This is a genomic window from Psychrobacter cibarius (genome assembly GCA_030686115.1).
GTDB classification, from domain to species: Bacteria; Pseudomonadota; Gammaproteobacteria; order Pseudomonadales; family Moraxellaceae; genus Psychrobacter; species Psychrobacter cibarius_C.
This window is the reverse complement of record CP131612.1, coordinates 128,151-147,636: the sequence shown is the minus strand read 5'-3', so window position 1 is coordinate 147,636 and position 19,486 is coordinate 128,151. Positions and strand designations below refer to the sequence as shown.

At 43.9% G+C, this 19,486-nt stretch carries 17 protein-coding genes; 5 read left to right on the top strand and 12 right to left on the bottom strand.

The genetic code is table 11. The features are described 5' to 3' along the window. Nucleotides 1-24: 24 nt before the first annotated feature. The 4 genes from Q6344_00650 to sdhC all read right to left on the bottom strand — a co-directional run bounded on the left by Q6344_00650 (nucleotide 25) and on the right by sdhC (nucleotide 3,932). Nucleotides 25-735 carry a succinate dehydrogenase iron-sulfur subunit gene (locus Q6344_00650; GenBank protein ID WLG13898.1) on the bottom strand — a complete coding sequence of 237 codons (711 nt, stop codon included), beginning with the start codon at nucleotides 733-735 and terminating at the stop codon, nucleotides 25-27. Nucleotides 736-946: 211 nt separating this feature from the next. Beyond that, entirely contained in the window at nucleotides 947-2,797 is a 1,851-nt protein-coding gene (gene sdhA, locus Q6344_00645) for a succinate dehydrogenase flavoprotein subunit (GenBank protein ID WLG13897.1), read from the bottom strand. Between the two features lie 341 nt (nucleotides 2,798-3,138). After that, on the bottom strand, nucleotides 3,139-3,525 hold the full coding sequence (sdhD, locus tag Q6344_00640; GenBank protein WLG15105.1) for a succinate dehydrogenase, hydrophobic membrane anchor protein: 387 nt from the start codon (nucleotides 3,523-3,525) through the stop codon (nucleotides 3,139-3,141). A gap of 20 nt (nucleotides 3,526-3,545) precedes the next feature. Further along, nucleotides 3,546-3,932 (bottom strand): succinate dehydrogenase, cytochrome b556 subunit, encoded by a 387-nt coding sequence (gene sdhC, locus Q6344_00635; GenBank protein ID WLG13896.1) that lies wholly within the window; start codon nucleotides 3,930-3,932, stop codon nucleotides 3,546-3,548. A 1,029-nt stretch (nucleotides 3,933-4,961) separates the two neighbouring features. On the opposite strand from sdhC, the gene gltA reads away from it, so the two are divergent. Then, nucleotides 4,962-6,242, top strand: coding sequence for a citrate synthase (gene gltA / locus Q6344_00630; protein ID WLG13895.1), 1,281 nt, complete (start codon nucleotides 4,962-4,964; stop codon nucleotides 6,240-6,242). A 172-nt stretch (nucleotides 6,243-6,414) separates the two neighbouring features. On the opposite strand, the gene Q6344_00625 is transcribed toward gltA, so the two are convergent. Further along, nucleotides 6,415-7,362 carry a hypothetical protein gene (locus Q6344_00625; protein WLG13894.1) on the bottom strand — a complete coding sequence of 316 codons (948 nt, stop codon included), beginning with the start codon at nucleotides 7,360-7,362 and terminating at the stop codon, nucleotides 6,415-6,417. A gap of 72 nt (nucleotides 7,363-7,434) precedes the next feature. Continuing rightward, nucleotides 7,435-7,941, bottom strand: coding sequence for a type IV secretion protein Rhs (locus tag Q6344_00620; GenBank protein WLG15104.1), 507 nt, complete (start codon nucleotides 7,939-7,941; stop codon nucleotides 7,435-7,437). A gap of 439 nt (nucleotides 7,942-8,380) precedes the next feature. On the opposite strand from Q6344_00620, the gene Q6344_00615 reads away from it, so the two are divergent. Continuing rightward, nucleotides 8,381-9,670 carry a replication-associated recombination protein A gene (locus Q6344_00615; GenBank protein ID WLG13893.1) on the top strand — a complete coding sequence of 430 codons (1,290 nt, stop codon included), beginning with the start codon at nucleotides 8,381-8,383 and terminating at the stop codon, nucleotides 9,668-9,670. 325 nt (nucleotides 9,671-9,995) lie between these two features. Continuing rightward, a complete protein-coding gene (ribBA, locus tag Q6344_00610; protein ID WLG13892.1) occupies nucleotides 9,996-11,108 on the top strand; it encodes a bifunctional 3,4-dihydroxy-2-butanone-4-phosphate synthase/GTP cyclohydrolase II in 1,113 nt (370 codons plus the stop codon). Nucleotides 11,109-11,226: 118 nt separating this feature from the next. Here the strand turns inward: ribBA and Q6344_00605 are convergent, their stop codons facing one another. The 6 genes from Q6344_00605 to Q6344_00580 all read right to left on the bottom strand — a co-directional run bounded on the left by Q6344_00605 (nucleotide 11,227) and on the right by Q6344_00580 (nucleotide 17,380). Further along, a complete protein-coding gene (locus Q6344_00605; GenBank protein WLG13891.1) occupies nucleotides 11,227-11,715 on the bottom strand; it encodes a thioesterase family protein in 489 nt (162 codons plus the stop codon). 52 nt (nucleotides 11,716-11,767) lie between these two features. After that, nucleotides 11,768-12,745, bottom strand: coding sequence for a hypothetical protein (locus tag Q6344_00600; protein ID WLG13890.1), 978 nt, complete (start codon nucleotides 12,743-12,745; stop codon nucleotides 11,768-11,770). 101 nt (nucleotides 12,746-12,846) lie between these two features. Then, on the bottom strand, nucleotides 12,847-13,836 hold the full coding sequence (locus Q6344_00595) for a uroporphyrinogen-III synthase (GenBank protein WLG13889.1): 990 nt from the start codon (nucleotides 13,834-13,836) through the stop codon (nucleotides 12,847-12,849). Nucleotides 13,837-13,934: 98 nt separating this feature from the next. Further along, on the bottom strand, nucleotides 13,935-14,969 hold the full coding sequence (gene hemC / locus Q6344_00590; protein ID WLG13888.1) for a hydroxymethylbilane synthase: 1,035 nt from the start codon (nucleotides 14,967-14,969) through the stop codon (nucleotides 13,935-13,937). 217 nt (nucleotides 14,970-15,186) lie between these two features. After that, nucleotides 15,187-15,924 (bottom strand): LytTR family DNA-binding domain-containing protein, encoded by a 738-nt coding sequence (locus Q6344_00585; GenBank protein ID WLG13887.1) that lies wholly within the window; start codon nucleotides 15,922-15,924, stop codon nucleotides 15,187-15,189. Nucleotides 15,925-16,228: 304 nt separating this feature from the next. Next, nucleotides 16,229-17,380: a histidine kinase gene (locus Q6344_00580; GenBank protein ID WLG13886.1), complete on the bottom strand. Its 1,152-nt coding sequence runs from the start codon at nucleotides 17,378-17,380 to the stop codon at nucleotides 16,229-16,231. Between the two features lie 125 nt (nucleotides 17,381-17,505). On the opposite strand from Q6344_00580, the gene argH reads away from it, so the two are divergent. Both argH and Q6344_00570 read left to right on the top strand, forming a co-directional pair. Beyond that, nucleotides 17,506-18,879 carry an argininosuccinate lyase gene (gene argH, locus Q6344_00575; GenBank protein WLG15103.1) on the top strand — a complete coding sequence of 458 codons (1,374 nt, stop codon included), beginning with the start codon at nucleotides 17,506-17,508 and terminating at the stop codon, nucleotides 18,877-18,879. Nucleotides 18,880-19,185: 306 nt separating this feature from the next. Then, the gene (locus Q6344_00570; GenBank protein WLG13885.1) at nucleotides 19,186-19,476 is read left to right on the top strand and encodes an oxidative damage protection protein; all 291 of its coding nucleotides are present in this window, start codon (nucleotides 19,186-19,188) and stop codon (nucleotides 19,474-19,476) included. Nucleotides 19,477-19,486 lie beyond the last annotated feature (10 nt).

The following is a 19,486-nucleotide window of genomic DNA, read 5'->3' as shown; positions in this document are numbered from 1 at the left end:
AAAAAACCAGACAATTATAAACGATTAACCTGCTTGGTCAATGAGCATATTACGTAAATGACCAATTGCTTTGGTTGGGTTTAAACCTTTTGGACAAACTGATACACAGTTCATGATACCGCGGCAACGGAATAGGCTAAATGGATCATCTAAGCGCGCCAAACGTGCTTGCGTATCACCATCACGGCTATCAGCCACGAAGCGATAAGCATGCAGTAGTGCTGATGGACCTAAGAATTTATCAGGGTTCCACCAGAACGATGGGCAGCTGGTTGAACAGCATGCGCATAGAATACATTCGTACAAACCGTTTAGCTTTTCGCGTTGTTCAGGTGACTGCAAACGCTCTGTCGGCGGTGCTGGCTGGTCATTGATCAAGTAAGGATGTACTTTCTCATACTGCTCATAGAATTGGTTCATATCAACAACCAAATCGCGAACAACAGGTAGACCTGGTAATGGACGAACCGTGACTTTTTCTGGCAGAGTGTTCATGTTAATGAGACACGCTAGACCATTTTTGCCATTGATGTTCATGCCATCAGAGCCACAAATACCTTCACGGCAAGAGCGACGGAAGGTCAGTGTTTCGTCTTCCTTTTTCAGGCGTAATAACACGTCAAGCAACATACGATCTGAGTCTAGCAACTCAATCGTATACGTTTGCATGCGCGGCGCTGCGTCCAGATCAGGATCGTAGCGATAGATTTCGATGGTGCGAGTACCTCGGCTCATAATGCTAAACTCCACACGTAGGTGATGGCGGGCATACAAAGGTTGCAGCATGTCAGCGCTATTGATTAGCCCATATTGACAGTAATTATCAAATATCAACTAATCATATTGTCACGCTGGCATGAGCATGTAGCTGGCGGTCACCTTTTAATAAATGAATAAAAAATAAAACGTTTACGCTGTTCGTATCGCTAAATTGCGCAGTCTAAAATTAATAGACGCGAACTTTTGGTTCGATATAATCAACCGTTAGTGGTACTTTACGAACTGGCTTATAAATGATGCGATTGCCTTCAGAATACCATAAGGTATGCTTCATCCACTCGTGGTCATTACGGCCATTTGGTGCGTAATCATCATCTTCTGGACGGTCATAGTCAGACACACTATGAGCACCGCGGCTTTCGTGACGCATTGCCGCTGATACCATCGTCGCTTTGGCCACTTCATACAAGTTAGCCACTTCGAATGCTTCAATGCGCGCTGTGTTAAATACTTGTGATTTATCGGCCAAATGGATTTTTTCAATCTTATCACCAAGCGCTAAAATCTTCTCAACGCCTTCGTCCATCATCGCTTGCGTACGGAACACACTCGCATGCGCTTGCATGGTTGCACGAATCTCGTCAGCCACGTCTTGGGCATTGTAGCCTTCAGTCGACTGTTGCAGCTTGTCTAAACGACCGACCGTATAATCTAGCACGCGTGGATCTAGAGGCTTATAGTTATGATCGGCATGATGGAATTCATCAACGATATGCTTACCAGCAGCACGACCAAATACCAATAGATCAAGTAGTGAATTCGTACCTAAGCGGTTGGCACCGTGAACACTGACACAAGCACATTCGCCGATAGCATAAAGACCTTTAACCACGTTGCCTTTTGCATATAGACCGTCTTCATCCGTACCTGCTTCTAGATCAGGCTTAATGACTTGACCATGGATAGTGGTTGGAATACCGCCCATCATATAGTGAATGGTTGGAATAACGGGAATTGGCTCTTTGGTGATATCAACGTTAGCGAAGTTTTTACCAATCTCAAATACCGATGGCAAACGCTTCATGATGGTTTCTACACCCAAATGGGTCATATCCATTACGATATGGTCAGCGTTTGGACCACAGCCGCGACCTTCTTTGATCTCTTGATCCATAGAACGAGAAACCAAATCACGTGGTGCCAAGTCTTTCACGGTTGGCGCATAGCGCTCCATGAACGCTTCGCCATCTTTATTACGTAAGATAGCGCCTTCACCGCGGCAACCTTCAGTTAACAATACGCCTGCACCATGAACGCCCGTTGGGTGGAACTGCCAAAACTCCATGTCTTGTAATGGAATACCAGCACGAACAGCCATACCAATACCGTCACCAGTATTGATATAAGCGTTAGTAGAAGCAGCAAAGATACGACCTGCACCACCTGTCGCTAGGACAGTAATTGGTGACTGGAATACGGCAACCGTACCTGTCTCCTGCTCAAGCGCGATAACACCGTTGATATTACCCGCTTCGTCTTTAATCAAATCAAGCGCAATCCACTCGATAAAGAACTCAGTGCCTTGCTGCAAATTCTTCTGATATAACGTATGTAGTAGTGCGTGACCCGTACGGTCAGCTGCAGCACACGCACGTTGTACGGCTTTTTCGCCATAGTTTGAGGTATGACCACCGAATGGGCGCTGATAAATCGTGCCGTCTTCGTTACGGTCAAACGGCATGCCCATGTGCTCAAGCTCATAAACGACTTTAGGCGCTTCACGGCACATGTATTCAATCGCGTCTTGGTCACCCAACCAATCTGACCCTTTAACGGTGTCATAAAAGTGGAAATGCCAGTTATCGTTGCTCATGTTGCCCAAACTTGCGCCGATACCGCCCTGAGCCGCAACCGTGTGCGAACGGGTTGGGAACACTTTGGTCAAAACGGCAACTTTCATGCCCGCTTCTGCCAAATGTAGTGAAGCACGCATACCTGAGCCACCGCCACCAACGATGACTGCATCGTAGTTTAGCGTCTTAATATTACTAATGGTATTATCTTGTCTAGTTGCCATTACGGTTTTCCTAATGCCTATTAATGCTTAGAAGTAAATAAAAAGGCTGTCTCAAAATCATCCTATTGCTGGACAAAACACTTTATTGTCTTGCCACTATTTGCAATTATCAAAGTGGATGACGCTCACAACCTTTAACCACCTAATTTGCATATCTATCGTTATATTGGGTTCGTTCACTGACTAAACCATAGCGCACCTATTATATAAGTGACTGGCTAAGTCAATGATGTCCAACGCTATGATTGGCTATGACTATTTTTGGCTACTAACGGATGACTTTGACATTTGCTAGTCGCGTCCGTTATTGTTTATAGATAGTAGAGGTGATGACTCATTGGTTAAACAGCAACCACACCAAAACCAGTACCCCAAAAAATCATAATGCCCCAAAATAGAAACACTAAAATAGCGATAATCATCAATGACTGTAGCACTAAGCGTAGACCTGCTGCGCTTGAGCCTAATTTTCCAGTCGTGATATAGTCGGTGAACACGGTCCACATACCAACCCAAGCATGACCAGCTAGGGCAAGTACCGCCACCAAGCTAAATAGGCGCATCGGTAAACTGGTCATAAATGATGACCATTCAAGATAGGTAACATCGCCGTGCGTCAAAAAGAAGCCCAGCAATACCACACTATAAACGGCTAAAACGACAGCGCTAATACGCTGGATAATCCAATCGCGTGAGCCTGAACCTGTCAGACCAGTCGCACTTTTGATTCCTGAATCATTTTTTATCATTAGAACATCACCCATACAAATGACGCGACAATTAGAATCGCTGCAATCACAAAACTAACCATAGACGCAGTGCGGCCAGATTTTAGCTCTTCGTTCATGCCCATATCAGCAAATAAGTGCTTAATGCCCATCACAAAGTGATAAGCAATCGCGGCAACAAATATCCATGCTAAAAAGCGCACAAGTACGTTGTCAAATACGGTTTCAAAGCTCTCAGCCGAAGCCAATGAGTTCTGTAGTAACCACAGCATGACAGGAATCAATAAAAATAAAATAATGCCAGAGATACGATGCAAGATAGAGGCGATCGCAATCGGTGAGCGATTAACGCTAATCACTTGGCTTAAAGGCAGATCAATAGGTCGGTTGCTTTTCACAGCGGGCATCCTTTTTGCGGTTATACTCCTGTATCTGCTATCAACGCTTGATATCACTGATGTCGATTAAGCATTGAGCAACACACGAGACGAATAAAGTAAGGAAGAGCTAGCTGACTTCGTTTAGTTTGCGCTAAATATGAAGAAAGGATCGTGGGGTACAAGGTATTGATAAACTGTTTAATATCGCTCGTCAAATCGACAGGTCTATAAAACAACCCGTCTATTATACAACAAAGAAAATAAACATGAGTAAGATCGATTAACTAGTCTATTTTTACTGGTCATATCAATAAAAACAACGCTACTCCGTCATCGATATCAATACAGCCCTTTTACTAATCACTTAAAAATAGAACAGTTAACAAAAGCATTCAAACCCTGGATTACAGATATTGTCTATCAAAACGCTAGTGCGTCGTTGCTCTGGTGCTACTCAGCCATAACCGAGTATGAATAGAAAAACGACACTACATCATGACCACTTATCAATTCGCACAAAGCGAGTGCCAGTTAAGTCCCTACAATTATAAAATGACTGGGCGATAATTACAAATTTATCCCCTAAGTAGTAAAAGGCAAACGCTGGGTTAACAAATAAATAGACAGCGGTCATACGTATTTGCCAAAATTGCTCAATTTTGAGGGAATTTACGCCAAACTCAATTCGTCTACTACGCATACTCTGTCTGTTTTTAACCCGAATATTAATCAAACCTGCTACATTATTATCGTAAAATTCTTTAAAAATTATGCGGATAATGTAGCTGTACTTACTGTCATAAAAACAAGCTTTCTAAGCAAAATAACCAATCAGACATATTTTGATACAAAAATTACAGTGAATAAACACGACTAAACCGTGCCTATTGGTGCTATTGATGGTAAAAGTCTTTTCAAATCATAAGTAATTACTGCTAATATACCCTGCGTATTAAATGAGTTAAATGCATTTTTATGATTTGACTAACGATAGACCGAGGGTGTGCGTCTGTCGTAATTTTATTCTAACAAGCTAAAACCAATGGAGAGCAATTTATGGCTGACACTAATGCCAAACTAACCGTCAATGGTAAAGAATACGAGTTTCCTATTATCGAAGGTACTTTAGGGCGTCCAGTTCTAGATATTGCTGCTCTACAAGAATCAGGATTTTGGTCTTATGACCCTGGCTTTAAAGTAACCGCTCCTGTTGAATCAAAGATTACTTATATTGATGGCGGTAAAGGTGAGCTACTACACCGCGGCTACCCTATCGATCAATTGGCAAACAATGCTGAATATCTAGAAGTGGCTTATGCCTTGATTCATGGCGACTTGCCGAACGCTGAGCAAAAAGCAGATTTCTTTGAAAAAATCCGTAAGCATACGGGTGTTCATGATCAATTGCGCAAGTTCTTTGAAGGCTTCCGCCGTGACGCACATCCAATGGCCATTATGGTTGGTGTCGTTGGTGCTTTATCCGCGTTTTATCATGAAGCATTAGACGTCAGTAACGAAGAGCATCGTGAAATCACGGCTATCCGTCTAATCGCTAAAATGCCAACGCTTGCTGCGATGAGTTATAAATACTCGCAAGGCGAACCGTTCATGTATCCACGCAATGACTTTAGCTATGCTGAAAACTTCTTGTACATGATGTTTGCCACGCCTGCTGATGTTGATTATAAAACCAATGACGTTATCACTCGTGCCATGGATAAAATCTTTACTTTGCATGCTGACCATGAGCAAAACGCGTCAACGTCTACGGTACGTCTAGCAGGTTCTACTGGCGCTAACCCGTATGCGTGTATCGCTGCTGGTATCGCCGCCCTTTGGGGACCATCACATGGCGGCGCGAACGAAGCCGTGCTTGAGATGTTAGATGAGATCGGTTCAGTTGAAAATGTGCCTGAATTCATGGAAAAAGTGAAGAGCCGTGAAGTGAAGCTCATGGGCTTTGGTCATCGCGTTTATAAAAACTTTGATCCACGCGCACAAGTGATGAAAGAAACTTGTGACGAAGTATTAGGCGCATTGGGCATCAATGATCCTAAGCTTGAGCTTGCCATGGCACTTGAGAAAATCGCTTTAGAAGACCCGTTCTTCGTTGAGCGTAACTTGTATCCAAACGTTGATTTTTACTCGGGCATTATCCTTAAAGCCATCGGTATCCCAACGTCAATGTTTACCGTTATTTTCTCATTGGCTCGTACTTCTGGTTGGATCAGCCATTGGTTAGAGATGCACAGCACACCGTTCAAAATTGGTCGTCCACGTCAGTTATACACTGGTGAAACGCATCGCGACTTTGTTAAAGTTGAAGACCGTAAATAGTCACTTATATTTTAGTTTTTAGAACCATAAAAAATCCCGCCATCGTGCGGGATTTTTTATGGTTCTTGTTTTATGGTTCTTACTGTCTCATTTGATACGGTTAGCCACATTACATTTTATAAAAACCCTATCCGTTACTGAATGAATAACTGATTGAGTGACAGAATTGCGGCTACTGGAATTCTTTTAGTGTCTGCTCATATTTGGCAATTTGCTCATCATAACCTTTAATGGTGTCATTAAACTTAGTCATAAGCGTCTCAAACTCTTTTTGTTGATTCAGTTTCATCTGCTGCATATCAATCACTTGCTGAGCTTCTATCTGCTCCCAAACCTGATGCTGAATAATCAAACGCGCTAATGCTGGGCTCTTGGCACTGAGCCTACCAGCAATTTCTGCATGCTCAAATAATTGCGGTACTAACGTTGCGATATTGATTAACGCATCAACATCTTCTGCGCTAAGAGGTGTCGTTACAGGCTGATAAAGCGCTTCCATCGCTTGCTGGTAGCTTTCGATGATTTGATCTTCTGTTAGCATGACAGGCTTACGCGGCTCAAGGCTAATGCGCTTTAACACCGTTAAATCACGCTCGCCAACTTCCGTACTGGTATTGATATCAGCCTCAGCGGGGATATCCACTTCATCATCTGTGGTGTCAGCAGATAGTGTGTTGCTATCAGCTGTATCGCTGTTATTCTTCATCACGTTATTAGTATTAGTATCGCTAGCAGTATCATCATTCAGCAGCAATGAATCCTCACTATCTGAGCTATCAGCGGCTTGTAGGGATTCATACTCTGCTTGCAAACGACGCTGTAGCCTTTGTGCTTGCGCGACATATATCGGCTGGAACTGCTTTATGCGGGCAGCAGCAGAATCACTTGGGCGCATAGGCTGACTGTCTTCAGTGCTCGTTTTTTCAACGCTCTGACTGTCTTCTGGCGCAGGTTGAGTCTCTGCTTGCTGCTGACAACCACTTAACAGCAATACGCCGCTTAATGTTGCCGCAAGCAAGATTGACGAGTGCTGTAAAAGGGTGTTGTTTTGATTGATAGAATTATCAACCACACCTTTACTCATTTTATAATTAGGCTTTTTTGGCAAAAATTTAAACATAAGGGTACGTGTCCTTGTTAAGGCAAAATAATAAAAACCAAAGTCGTCATGGCAATCCATTGCCAATGGATATCACTTCATATTGTCGTCAGACTTTACGATCAAAAATGGAATACAAGTTTCTAATGTTTGACAGTCTTGTCCACGCTGACGACGAATAAAATAATCCTGAACCATACGCGCCTGCTGTTCGATACCGTAGTTAAAGAAGGATTTGCCTGTCTTGAGCACATAATCATAACGGCGATCAATAAGTGCACCGCGCACCACTTTTAAGCCTTGCTGTAATTGCCATACATGGGTTAATTCATGTATCAGCCAGCTTTTTTTACTCAATGAAGCATCGCTAAAATCTATTATCCAATCTGCTCGGTTAAAATAAATATGGCCATTAGGACTAACGGCATAATGTTTCAACACCCACCAAGCAGTCTTGAGCTGAACCTCATCGAGATTGATACTGTCGCCAAATACTGAACGCGCCAGCGCTATCTCACCTGTAGTAAGCAAACGTGATTGCTGCTTGGCACTGCCATATAAATAGCGAGCAAACAAGCGCTGCAATATCGGCGGAGACATCATGACGGTAATACCTTATGCCTAATGAATGGATGATCAAAAATGATAGATCGTAAATCGCGCGTATCGCGCGTGATATCTGCGATCTATCAATGCTGTTGAACCGTTAATAGGGATAAAAGCATAAAAATCAAAGTGTTTGGGACATAAGCTGTACACTTGATTGACTTTTATTAACGTAAATCTGCGTTAGCCTATTGTGTATGCCACATACCAAGACACATACCAAATAGCATCTTTATAAATTAGCCTACTTTCACCATTAATGTCTAATATTCATTAGTGCGAAAATCATGCCAAACAGATAGATATAATATTTTTCCATAGCAATGATGAATGTAATCTAGGATGTAGTCATTTAGATGCAGCAATAAAAACCCATTAATCACTGTCGTTATGAACTAATTGATAGCTGTTTAAATTGATAATAGAGATTTCTATGCCGCCTAATTTTCATGCTGATACACCCCTTGCCCAGCGTATGCGCCCAACGACACTTGATGCAATCATTGGTCAAGAACATCTACTGGCGGCAGGTGCGCCCTTGCGGCGTTTGGTCGAACAAGGGCATCTGCCATCGATTATTTTGCATGGTGAAGCTGGCATCGGCAAAACTACTATTGCCATGCTGTTGGCTGATGCTGTTGGCAGACCTTTTCATGCCTTGTCTGCCTTGAATACTGGGGTCAAACAGCTGCGAGAAGTGTTAGACAATAAGGACTCATTGGCATTTGAATCGCCAGTGGTTTTTATCGATGAGATACACCGCTTTAACAAGGCTCAGCAGGATGCCTTACTGGGCGCGGTCGAATCTGGTGATATTACCTTGATTGGTGCGACAACTGAAAACCCCTCCTTTAGCGTCAATAATGCCCTGCTATCACGTTGCCAAGTGTATCGTTTAGAGCCACTGACGCCTGAGCAAATCAGTGCGGTATTGCAAAGGGCAATTTCAGAAGATTCAGTGCTGAAAAATTTGACGGTTGATTTACAAGCACAGGACACTATCAGCCAACTGGCGCACGGCGATGCGAGGAAGGCGCTAAATTTATTAGAGCTGGCTATTCAAACGGCGGACACTAAGCAATCACCGCTCGTCATTAACGATGAATTGGTCGCTCGTGTCGCTCAGACCGCGCTGGTACGCTATGACAAAGATGGCGAGCAGCATTACGATATTATCTCGGCGATGATAAAGTCCGTACGTGGCTCAGACCCTGATGCTGCGCTTTATTGGATGGCGCGGATGTTAGTTGGCGGTGAGCCTGCTGATTTTATCGCGCGGCGTTTGGTCATCTTGGCCAGTGAAGATATTGGTAATGCCAACCCTAATGCTTTACTGCTTGCCGATGCAGCATTACGTAGTGTGCAATCAATTGGTATGCCAGAAGCGCGTATTATCTTGGGACAAGTAGTGGTTTATCTGGCGACCAGTGCCAAAAGTAACAGCACTTATAAAGCCATCAATGCTGCGATGGCGTTGGCAGAAAAAGACGCTTCCCCTGTACCGCTACACCTTCGCAATGGCGTGACTAAACTGATGCGTAATCAAGGCTATGGTCAAGGTTACGCCTATCCACACGATTATCCCAATCACTATTATCCACAAAGCTATTTGCCAGACAATTTAGTTGGTAGCAGCTTTTATGAATTTGCCGACAACCAGCGCGAGCAACACAGTAAACAGTTTATGGATTGGCTAAAAAGCCAAGCAGCCAGTAATGACTGATGGCTCACATGGTCGATTAGCCCTTTGCTTACTATGTTATTGAATGCATGAATCGTCGTGACCATTAGTAATACTTATCACTATATTTGACAGACTGGCCCATATAGTTTTGAGATGAAGCAGCACAGTGGGCTGAAAAGCGTTAAAATGTCCTCATATTGATATATGAGCAATGATTAGATAACGTCTACGGTGGATCAATTTGATCCAATGCACTTTGCCTAACCGCAACAGCGCTCTGTAGCATCTACTGCTACAATAGACAGATAATGCTTTATATTCCACATCACACCTATTTATAAATAATAAAATATTGAGACTTACTATGAGTTTAAATACGATTCCTGAGATTATCGAAGACATTCGTGCTGGCAAGATGGTCATCTTGATGGATGATGAAGACCGTGAAAATGAAGGTGATATCATCATGGCAGCGACCCATGTGCGCCCTGAAGATATTAACTTTATGATTACTCATGCACGTGGTTTGGTCTGCTTGACCTTGTCACAAGCACGCTGCCAACAGTTGGCGTTGCCGCTGATGTCTGATCGTAACGAGGCAAAATTTAGCACCAACTTTACAGTTTCTATCGAAGCCGCTGAAGGCGTTACAACGGGTATCTCTGCTGCTGATCGCGCGCGTACTATTCAAGCGGCGGTATCATCGGCAGCGAAGCCAGAAGATATTGTTCAGCCTGGTCATATCTTCCCAATCATGGCACAAAATGGCGGTGTCCTACATCGTGCCGGTCATACAGAAGCAGGTTGTGATTTGGCGCGCCTAGCAGGTCTAGAGCCAGCAGCCGTCATCGTAGAAATCATCAATGCTGATGGTACGATGGCGCGCCGTGATGACCTTGAGATATTTGCCGAAGAGCATGGCATCAAGATGGGTACAATTGCTGACCTCATCAACTACCGCATCGCGAACGAGCAAACGGTAGAAGAAATTGAGTCGCGTCCTTTTGAAACAGAATACGGCACCTTTACGCTACATCGCTTCCGCGAATTTGGCGCTGATGAAACGCATTTGGCTTTGGTAAAAGGCGATGTGAGCGAAGGCGTCAGCACCGTCCGTGTCCATGGTTTTCACCCACTACGCGACTTGTTTGCTGCCAAAAATGATATGACGGGTCGTAGTGGCTGGAGCGTACGCTCAGCGCTGGAGGAAATTAGTAATTCAGATCGCGGCGTATTAGTTTGGATTGGTAGCAACCAGCCAATAGATTTAGGAGAGGCGTTAGACAAAGCGGCAGACAATGAATCGCAATCGACCATTACTCAGCAGCCGTATCGCAGCATTGGTGTCGGTGCACAGATTTTGCGTCACTTAGGCGTTCGTGATATGCGTTTATTATCATCACCCATGAAGTTTTACGCATTATCAGGCTTTGACTTGAACGTCATCGATTTCGTACATGCGCCAAAGCAAGATTAATGTTTGACTGTTTGACTGTTTGACTGTTTGACTGGCTAATTCGATATCAGTCAAATAGCAAAAGGGCACGCTAACATAACGTTAGCGTGCCCTTTTTTCACTTATTTAATATTCAGTGCTAAAGCTTTGGTATATGACCAACTTTCGCTTCTAATGCCAATAGCCGAGCTCGCTCTTCCTCTGTCCAAGCTAACTTACGCTTTCCCTCACTATCGAGACGTACCACGACTGCCTCAGCCGTCGCGACGATGGCTGCTTGCGCGGTGCTATAGTAGCTATATTCCATCACGATACTCGTATTGCCCAAGCGCTGACAGCGCACTCCTAATAGCAAAGTATCAGGATAAGTCACTGGGCGTAAATACTGGCAGCTAGATTGTGCCAATACCGTCACCATACTGCCATCAAACATACCTAGCGCCTGCAAATAGTCAATTCGTGCTGATTCAGCGTAACGGTAATAAATCACATTATTTAAATGATTAAACGCATCCATCTCGCCCCAGTGAATGGGCTGGTGATGAATAATGGGGTAATGAGACAATTCGTCAGGATGATTATCTGCGATATTGGAGGCTACATGTGCTGCTTGATTCAAACTGTCCATAACGTCACTTCTCTTATTTTTATAAATCTATCAATCAACATCCACTGAACCACTAACGCTGAGATTTATCCAAAATCTGGGTGGTCAACAATGGCGTTGGTTTCGGTGCATTGGCAATCAATTTATCTAACCAATCTATGACTTCTGCGATATTTGTCGGAGAGGATCTGGTTTGTAGGTTCTTGTCGGTAGAGGTTTGCTTTTTGTCTACGGACGCAGCATTAGAGGTACTTTCAGTATTAGTCATGGCTGCCTTTGGCGCTGACTCTTGAGGAATAGCAGACTTCGGCACCAAGGTTTGTAGTTGATTTCGTGCTTGACGCAGATAACCAATCAGCTGCTCTTGTTCGCGCATATTACTGGCTTGACTGGCCAGATTTAAGGTCATAATCACTTCGTGAATGGTCAGTTGTTTGCGCGAGAGGCTCATATTATTATCAGCGCTATTGTGCGGTGTCGCCTCACTACTCACACGCTCATAGCGGTGCAAAAACTCTTGAATATTTTGGATGGCGAGGTTTTGTAGCTGCCAAGGACTGGGCTGAGAGCTGCTTGCCTGCAAACGTTCGATGTCTTTCATCAAACTTTGTTTGATCACAACCGTTAGCGCTGGAGCAATCTCATTGCTGCTTTGCGAAAGCTGCCAGTGTAGACCACGCAACAAATCAATCGCTGCACTGTCGTTATTGTCTGCCAACAATCTATCAGCGGCTTGTATCTGAATACGCAATAAATCTAACTGGTTTTGCGCTTGGCTACTGGCGGCAGATCGAGGCTCTGGCAGCGTCTGCTGACTCATCGCAAATAGACGGTCATCCATCTCATTCAGACGGCTGACGACTTGCTCGTTGCTTTGCAAACGCTCATTAACACTATGCTGGAAACGCTGCTGGCTGATGTAGAGCCACAATAGAGCGGCGATAAGCAACAAGATAACCAGCCACTGTAGGCGCAACAAAAACACATTTGCTTGTCGGCGCTGCTGAGTAGCAGAAGGTTCCTGAGATAACGATTCAGAATTGATTGACATAAGGCAGCACCGTTATTTTGGCTAAAACAGGTTTAAAGCAAATAAATAAAAAGTGAAACATAATAGATAAGGACAGGTCATCGGTTGGTACATTTATACATTTAACAGGCTTTAGCATGGATAGCAGCAAGAATGGTTTCTGGCGCCAAATCTTCCACACGCCAATAGCTTAACTGCTGATCAGCGACCATATTGGCTAAACGCTCACCCAGCACCACATAAGCAAAGTCTGACAATTTATAGGGCAAAATAGCGGGGGTTTCTCTGGCTGTTTCTTGATTTAATGCCTTTTCTGCTACAGCCCGAACAATGCTTTCCCAGTATTCAAAAGCTGTACCGCTACTGACCACAACGATTGGCTTTGGCTGACTAGCTGATGTATCTTGCATACCATTGCGAGCTAAAAACCCTTGTAGCCACTGCTCGTATTGAGTCATTGCATCGACTGGCATTATGCGCTCATACCAAGCAATGCTATCGATATGCACACCGCGTGCCAGCAACGTATCGACCAATAATCGTCTACCACCCAATCCGCGCCACACGAGCAACTTGTCACCTGCTTGCAAACGTTCAATTTCAGGCATCGCTAGCATACCTTCGTTATTGGCAATATGAGGCTGAAGCACTTGATAATTCGATGCCTCTATTTTGGCATTATTTAATACCGACGCAGTCGCTTCACCCACGGCAATCAAGTAGCTCGGAGCTTGCAGAGCATTAATTGCTATATCTTTTCGCTCATTATTATTATCATCGTCATTGTCATGGTTTTGAGCTTGACGCTCATCTTCAAGCGCTTGCCAAACAGCCAGTCCTGAAGCAGCCGCCGTTGGGCTAACAATCACAAGCGCCTTATAATCGCCTGCTAGCCACTGGCGCATCAGCGTCATGTCTTGCTCAGTCGTTGGGCGCGATTGTAACGTCAACATCGGTATCTCTACCACCGTCAGCCCTGCTGCTTGTAGATGATCCGTCAATGCAGCGGCACGCTCCACTGGGCGAGTATTGATGACTACTTGCGTGAGTGATGACTCATTATTTAATTGACTGTTAGCAATAAGCTGGGCGTGATTTAATGTTGATGACATAGACGTACCATGACAAAAGACTGATAGAATTGGCTTAACGATAGCCCTAGCATCAATAATACTGGGGCTATGACTAAGATAATCAAAATACTGGCCTGTTATTCAGGATGATAAATCGCGGATAAGATATCACCCGCGCCATCGGCAAGCAGTATATTGGCAACATCAATACCAAGCTGATTAGCCTGTACTTCTTGCTCGGCTTGTGTGCCGATCAAGGTGACGCGTTTTTCTGCTTTTAGCAGCTCGCTGCCATCCGCTTGACCGACGCGGCCACGTAGCCATAACACATTGCCGTTGTCGTTATTGCCATTGTCACCGTTATCATCATTGTTGCTGCTCGTTTCATCCGCCATTTGTAACACGGCATAAGCGGCGATCGGCACTTGGCAGCCACCCTCTAAGTGACGGTTCAGCGCGCGCTCAGCAATGAGACGGATACGAGCTTTATCATCATTCAGTGGTGCCAGTAATTTTAACACTTCATCATCACCTTCACGGCATTCAATCGCTAAGGCGCCTTGACCAACCGCAGGCAGGCAGGCATTGATATCAAGCTCGCCACGTATGCGCTCATCCAGCTCGATACGCTGCAAACCACTGGTTGCTAAAATAATCGCATCATACTCGCCAGCATCTAGCTTGCCCAAACGTGTACCAACGTTACCGCGTAAGGTTTTGATTTGTAGGTCTGGGCGATAGGCTTTCAGCTGACACTGACGACGCAAACTTGACGTGCCAACGACTGCCCCTTGCGGCAACTCATCAATACTATTATAAGTATTGGACACAAAAGCATCAGTCGGTGAGGCGCGTTTGCAATAGACGCCCAGCATCAAGCCTTCAGGAAGCTGCATCGGTACGTCTTTTAATGAATGTACCGCGATGTCCGCTTGTTTGTCATATAGTGCTTGCTCAAGCTCTTTGACAAACAAACCTTTACCACCTATTTTAGCCAAAGGTGTGTCCAAAATCTTGTCACCCTTAGTGACAATTTTTAGCAAGTTAATCGTCAATTCAGGATACAAATCTAGTAGACGAGCACGGATATGCTCAGCTTGCCATAGTGCTAAAGGGCTCTGACGCGTGGCGATATTCAAGGTAGTCAAAGCAGTTTGCTGCGGATTGCTCATAAAGGGCCTCAATAAATTCGATACTGTTCACGTCATTACTATGCAGGTCAGTATTAAACAATACTGCAAATTTTCCACAAAAAATGGGCAATATAAACCATATATAGTCAATGCTGACGCAAAAAAATACCCCTATTTAAGCATAAATAAGGGTTTGATGATATGGGATGATTATTTCACGGTTATTTTGCTGTTATTTCACTATGCAAACCGCAGCTTACATGCTTTGAATCTTGTCACGTAATGCAGGTAAGTGACGGCGGCTAACCGCGAGTGTCTCATCAATGCCTTTAAAGCGTATTTGATATTGTCCTGCATCCAACGTTTCTAAAAAGTCCAAAAAGCTAAGGTTGATAATGGCATTACGGTGCACCCGAAACAGCCGATCCTCAAATTCTTGCTCAAGCTCTTTTAGCGTCTCATCAATCAGGACAATGCCATCTTTGTGACGGACTTTGACGTACTTTTGATCGGCGGTAAAATAATAGATATCTTTGAGCTTGATGAGCTCAACGCCTCGGTGAGTACGAGCAGCGATATGCTCACGTACTGGACGCGCTGTTGGGTCTTCGAGTTTACGAATCTCATTTAACTGCGCCGCGTTCAAATTTTTCGCTTTATCTAGTGCTTCTAGTAACTCGTCTTTATTGGCAGGCTTTAATAAATAACCAATCGCATTGGCTTTTAGCGCGGCAATGGCATAATGATCATAAGCGGTGACAAATATAATGGCTGGCGGATGCTCAAGTTTGGCAAGCTCTTGCGCACAGCGCACCCCATCCATCTCAGGCATACGAATATCTAATAATATGATGTCTGGCTGCTGAGTTTTGACAGCGATAATAGCTTCTGCACCCGTGGTTGCTTGAGCAACGACTTGATGACCTGACTCCTGTACAATTCTAACCAAACGCTCACGTGCTAGTGGCTCATCATCACAAACTACGATACGCATGCAAACTCCAATCCCAGGATAAACTTAGTATTTTTTTCAATAGCCTTACCAACATATTAGCACTCATTACCAATCACTTAGCATAAAAACCTTTAATTATTTCATAAAATAATAACTGGCTATATTGACGTTGAGAGCCTTGTGCATTGAGTTTTATTTCAATGCATTTATCGATAATAATTTTTATGGGGAATCATGGCTAAATATAAAGTAAAACAACCCATTAGCTATAAAGATGGTGCAATAACTATGCCATACCTATTTCTTGAAAAATAAAATACAAAATTAAGCCCAAAAAAAATGGTCATAAACTAACATCTTGCAGCGGATAGTCGATGACGGTAATAATTCGACTACTGGTAACGCTACTTTTAATATCCGCACTTTGACCGAAATAAGCCCGTAAGCGTTCCGCTTGAATATAAAAATTCATGTGCTGACGTAAATCATAGTTAATAATCATGGTTTTTTTCGGCAGCTCGACACCAATCGTAATCGCAACCCGATGCTGCTGCCAAGTGACTCTAATATTGATATAAATGGTTTCAGTGGTCATCTCCACCACATTCAGCAGCATTTTTTCTAGCACGCTCTGTAAGGTCAAGGCGGTAATCACCATGTCATACATGACATCTTCGTCAGGCAATTGCCAACTCACTTCAAGCTTATCCGCTAAGCGACTAGACTCAATCGCTAGATAGTGCTCACAAAGAGCAATTTCTTCTTCAAAGCTAATTTCTCGTGCCCCATTGAAACTGGCGCGGAATAAGGCAGAAACGTGCTGTAATAAAGCGGAAGCTCTTGCTGGATTGGACTCTATCAGTGACACAAGGGTATTAATGGTATTAAAGAAAAAATGCGGAGCGATTCGTGCTTTGATCACATCGTTTTGTGCACTCAATTTCTGCTCAAAAGATTGTTTGAGCGCATTCGTCTCACGATAACGACGTAAAAAATACAGTAAGAACACTAAGGTAAAGCCACCACTAATCATTACATCAAACAATATATTTAGAATAAAAGTTTGACGATCATATTCAAACCAACCAACATTAATCATCACCAGCATGACTAAGATCATGGATATGATAGAGGTAATCATTAGTAAGGCAAGCACATACATGCTGGCTTTAGGTATGCTCATGCCCTTAAAAATGGGGCGCAAATAATCAATGATGTATAACGCAGGAATAATGTTTAAGGTGTTTTGCAGGACTCTGCTGAACAGCTGAATCAAAAAATCTGACCACGTGGCAATATCATAGCGATTCGTCACCGTGACAAATAGCGACCAAAAAAAGATATAAATGAACCACTGCCAAGGCTTCATGACTTCCATGAGCTTAGGAATAAAAAACTCTAAGCGCTCCGCTAGTAAGGCAACCTCATCCTTTGCTATACTTGAGCTCTTATTCTGCTGACTTGTCTTGTACCGATATGAACGCCAATTCTTCAAAACCTAGTAGTCCCGAATCAAATGTAAACCCATCTGTCTCTGATTCTAGCACAGATGCTCCGATAACAAATAACGCTGCACAAAACAACCCTGTAAGCAGCCCTTCAAACAGCCAAGGCCAACAGATGTGGGGCGGACGCTTCAGTGAAGCGACGGACAGCTTTGTCGCTGCCTTCACCGCCTCTGTTGGCTTTGACCAACGCTTTGCGCGTCACGATATTCAAGGCTCAATCGCCCACGCGACCATGCTTAAAGAATGTGACATTTTGACCGCTGACGAAGTAGCCACCATTATTTATGGTCTGCATCAGGTACTGCGCGAGATTGAGGCTGGCGAGTTTAACTGGTCAATCGCGCTAGAAGACGTGCACATGAATGTTGAGTCGCGCTTGACTGACATCATCGGCGCAGTTGGTAAAAAACTGCATACGGGTCGTAGCCGTAACGATCAGGTTGCCACCGATATTCGTCTTTGGCTACGCGAAGAGACTGATAATATCATTGCCTTATTAGTACGCTTGCAAAGTGGTTTGCTTGATTTGGCTGAGCAGCATACTGACACTATTATGCCCGGCTTTACGCATTTACAAACGGCGCAGCCAGTGAGCTTTGGTCATCACGTCATGGCGTGGTTTGAGATGTTATATCGCGATACCGAACGTCTGGTCGATGCGCGCCGCCGTATCAATCAGATGCCACTTGGTAGTGCTGCCCTTGCTGGCACGACATTCCCAATCGATCGTACCATTACTGCTGAGCTGTTAGGTTTCGAAGGTATTTGCCAAAACTCGCTTGATGCCGTCTCAGATCGTGACTTTGCGATTGAATTTACCTCAGCCGCTTCTATCTTGATGATGCATATGTCACGGATGAGCGAAGAGATTATCCTATGGATGTCAGCGCAGTTTAACTTTGTACAAATCCCTGATCGCTTTTGTACTGGTTCATCGATCATGCCGCAAAAGAAAAATCCTGATGTACCAGAGTTGGTGCGCGGTAAAGCGGCACGTGTCTTTGGGCAATTAATGACACTATTAAGTCTAATGAAGAGTCAGCCACTGGCTTATAACAAAGACAACCAAGAAGACAAAGAGCCACTGTTTGATTGCGTCGATACGCTTACCGGCTGTTTATTGGCTTTTGCTGATATGCTACCGAATATCACCCCAAATAAAGAAAACATGCGCGCTGCCACAATGAAAGGCTATGCTACCGCCACTGACCTTGCAGATTATCTCGTACGCCAAGGCGTGGCGTTCCGTGATGCTCATGAAGTGGTGGGTAATGCCGTTGCTTTAGGTATCAAAGAAGGTGTTGATTTGAGTGATTTATCATTGGCACAGCTCAAACAATTCAGCGATGCTATCGGCGATGATGTATTTGAATATCTAACGCTAGAAGGCTCATTGGCAGCTCGTGACCACTTAGGTGGTACAGCACCAAATCAAGTTAAGCAAGCCGTTTCTCGCGGTCGCAGCCGTTTAGAGGTATTTGCGTAAAAGCGCATTGTTGACCTGACAGCTTCTACCATAAAAAACACCCGCCCCTGCTGCGGGTGTTTTTGATACCATGATGAGGTAAAGTAAATTCAGCTAATAATATTTAAGTCGCTTATGCTGAATAAGTGCTAACTAATACCATTCACAGAAATTAGAGTAGCAAGGAAAACGAGTGAAAGTACTACGCCTTGTAGGCTAAGCGAGTTTGACACAGCTAATCTTACTTTTTGGGTTTGGTATAACTATTCTTATGAGTGATCCAATAACATATTTTTATAATAACCAAACCATAATAAGGAGCGCCTCATGACTGAGACTTTTAATCCGCAAGCCAATACGGTATTTTGCCGTAAATATCAGCAAGAATTGCCAAAAATGCCGCACCCCCCTTTTCCTAATAAAAAAGGTCAGGAGCTACAAGAAACGGTATCTGACAAAGCGTGGAAAGAATGGCTTGAACAGCAAACGATGCTGATTAATGAAAATCATCTAAGCATGTTAGATCCTGCTGCCAAAAAATTCCTCACCGAACAACGTGATAAATTTTTAGATAATGAAGATTATGAGCGTGCACAAGGTTGGACGCCGGAGAGCTAGTTATTTTTTA

Coding starts and splice junctions, on each gene's coding strand:
- hemC (WLG13888.1), bottom strand. CDS start 14,969: ATGAGCAATCCGCAGCAAACTGCTTTGACTACCTTGAATATCGCCACG.
- Q6344_00605 (WLG13891.1), bottom strand. CDS start 11,715: ATGGACAGTTTGAATCAAGCAGCACATGTAGCCTCCAATATCGCAGAT.
- Q6344_00615 (WLG13893.1), top strand. CDS start 8,381: ATGCCGCCTAATTTTCATGCTGATACACCCCTTGCCCAGCGTATGCGC.
- Q6344_00625 (WLG13894.1), bottom strand. CDS start 7,362: ATGTTTAAATTTTTGCCAAAAAAGCCTAATTATAAAATGAGTAAAGGT.
- Q6344_00570 (WLG13885.1), top strand. CDS start 19,186: ATGACTGAGACTTTTAATCCGCAAGCCAATACGGTATTTTGCCGTAAA.
- sdhA (WLG13897.1), bottom strand. CDS start 2,797: ATGGCAACTAGACAAGATAATACCATTAGTAATATTAAGACGCTAAAC.
- Q6344_00595 (WLG13889.1), bottom strand. CDS start 13,836: ATGTCATCAACATTAAATCACGCCCAGCTTATTGCTAACAGTCAATTA.
- sdhC (WLG13896.1), bottom strand. CDS start 3,932: ATGCCCGCTGTGAAAAGCAACCGACCTATTGATCTGCCTTTAAGCCAA.
- argH (WLG15103.1), top strand. CDS start 17,506: ATGTGGGGCGGACGCTTCAGTGAAGCGACGGACAGCTTTGTCGCTGCC.
- Q6344_00585 (WLG13887.1), bottom strand. CDS start 15,924: ATGCGTATCGTAGTTTGTGATGATGAGCCACTAGCACGTGAGCGTTTG.
- gltA (WLG13895.1), top strand. CDS start 4,962: ATGGCTGACACTAATGCCAAACTAACCGTCAATGGTAAAGAATACGAG.
- Q6344_00650 (WLG13898.1), bottom strand. CDS start 735: ATGAGCCGAGGTACTCGCACCATCGAAATCTATCGCTACGATCCTGAT.
- ribBA (WLG13892.1), top strand. CDS start 9,996: ATGAGTTTAAATACGATTCCTGAGATTATCGAAGACATTCGTGCTGGC.
- Q6344_00620 (WLG15104.1), bottom strand. CDS start 7,941: ATGTCTCCGCCGATATTGCAGCGCTTGTTTGCTCGCTATTTATATGGC.
- Q6344_00600 (WLG13890.1), bottom strand. CDS start 12,745: ATGTCAATCAATTCTGAATCGTTATCTCAGGAACCTTCTGCTACTCAG.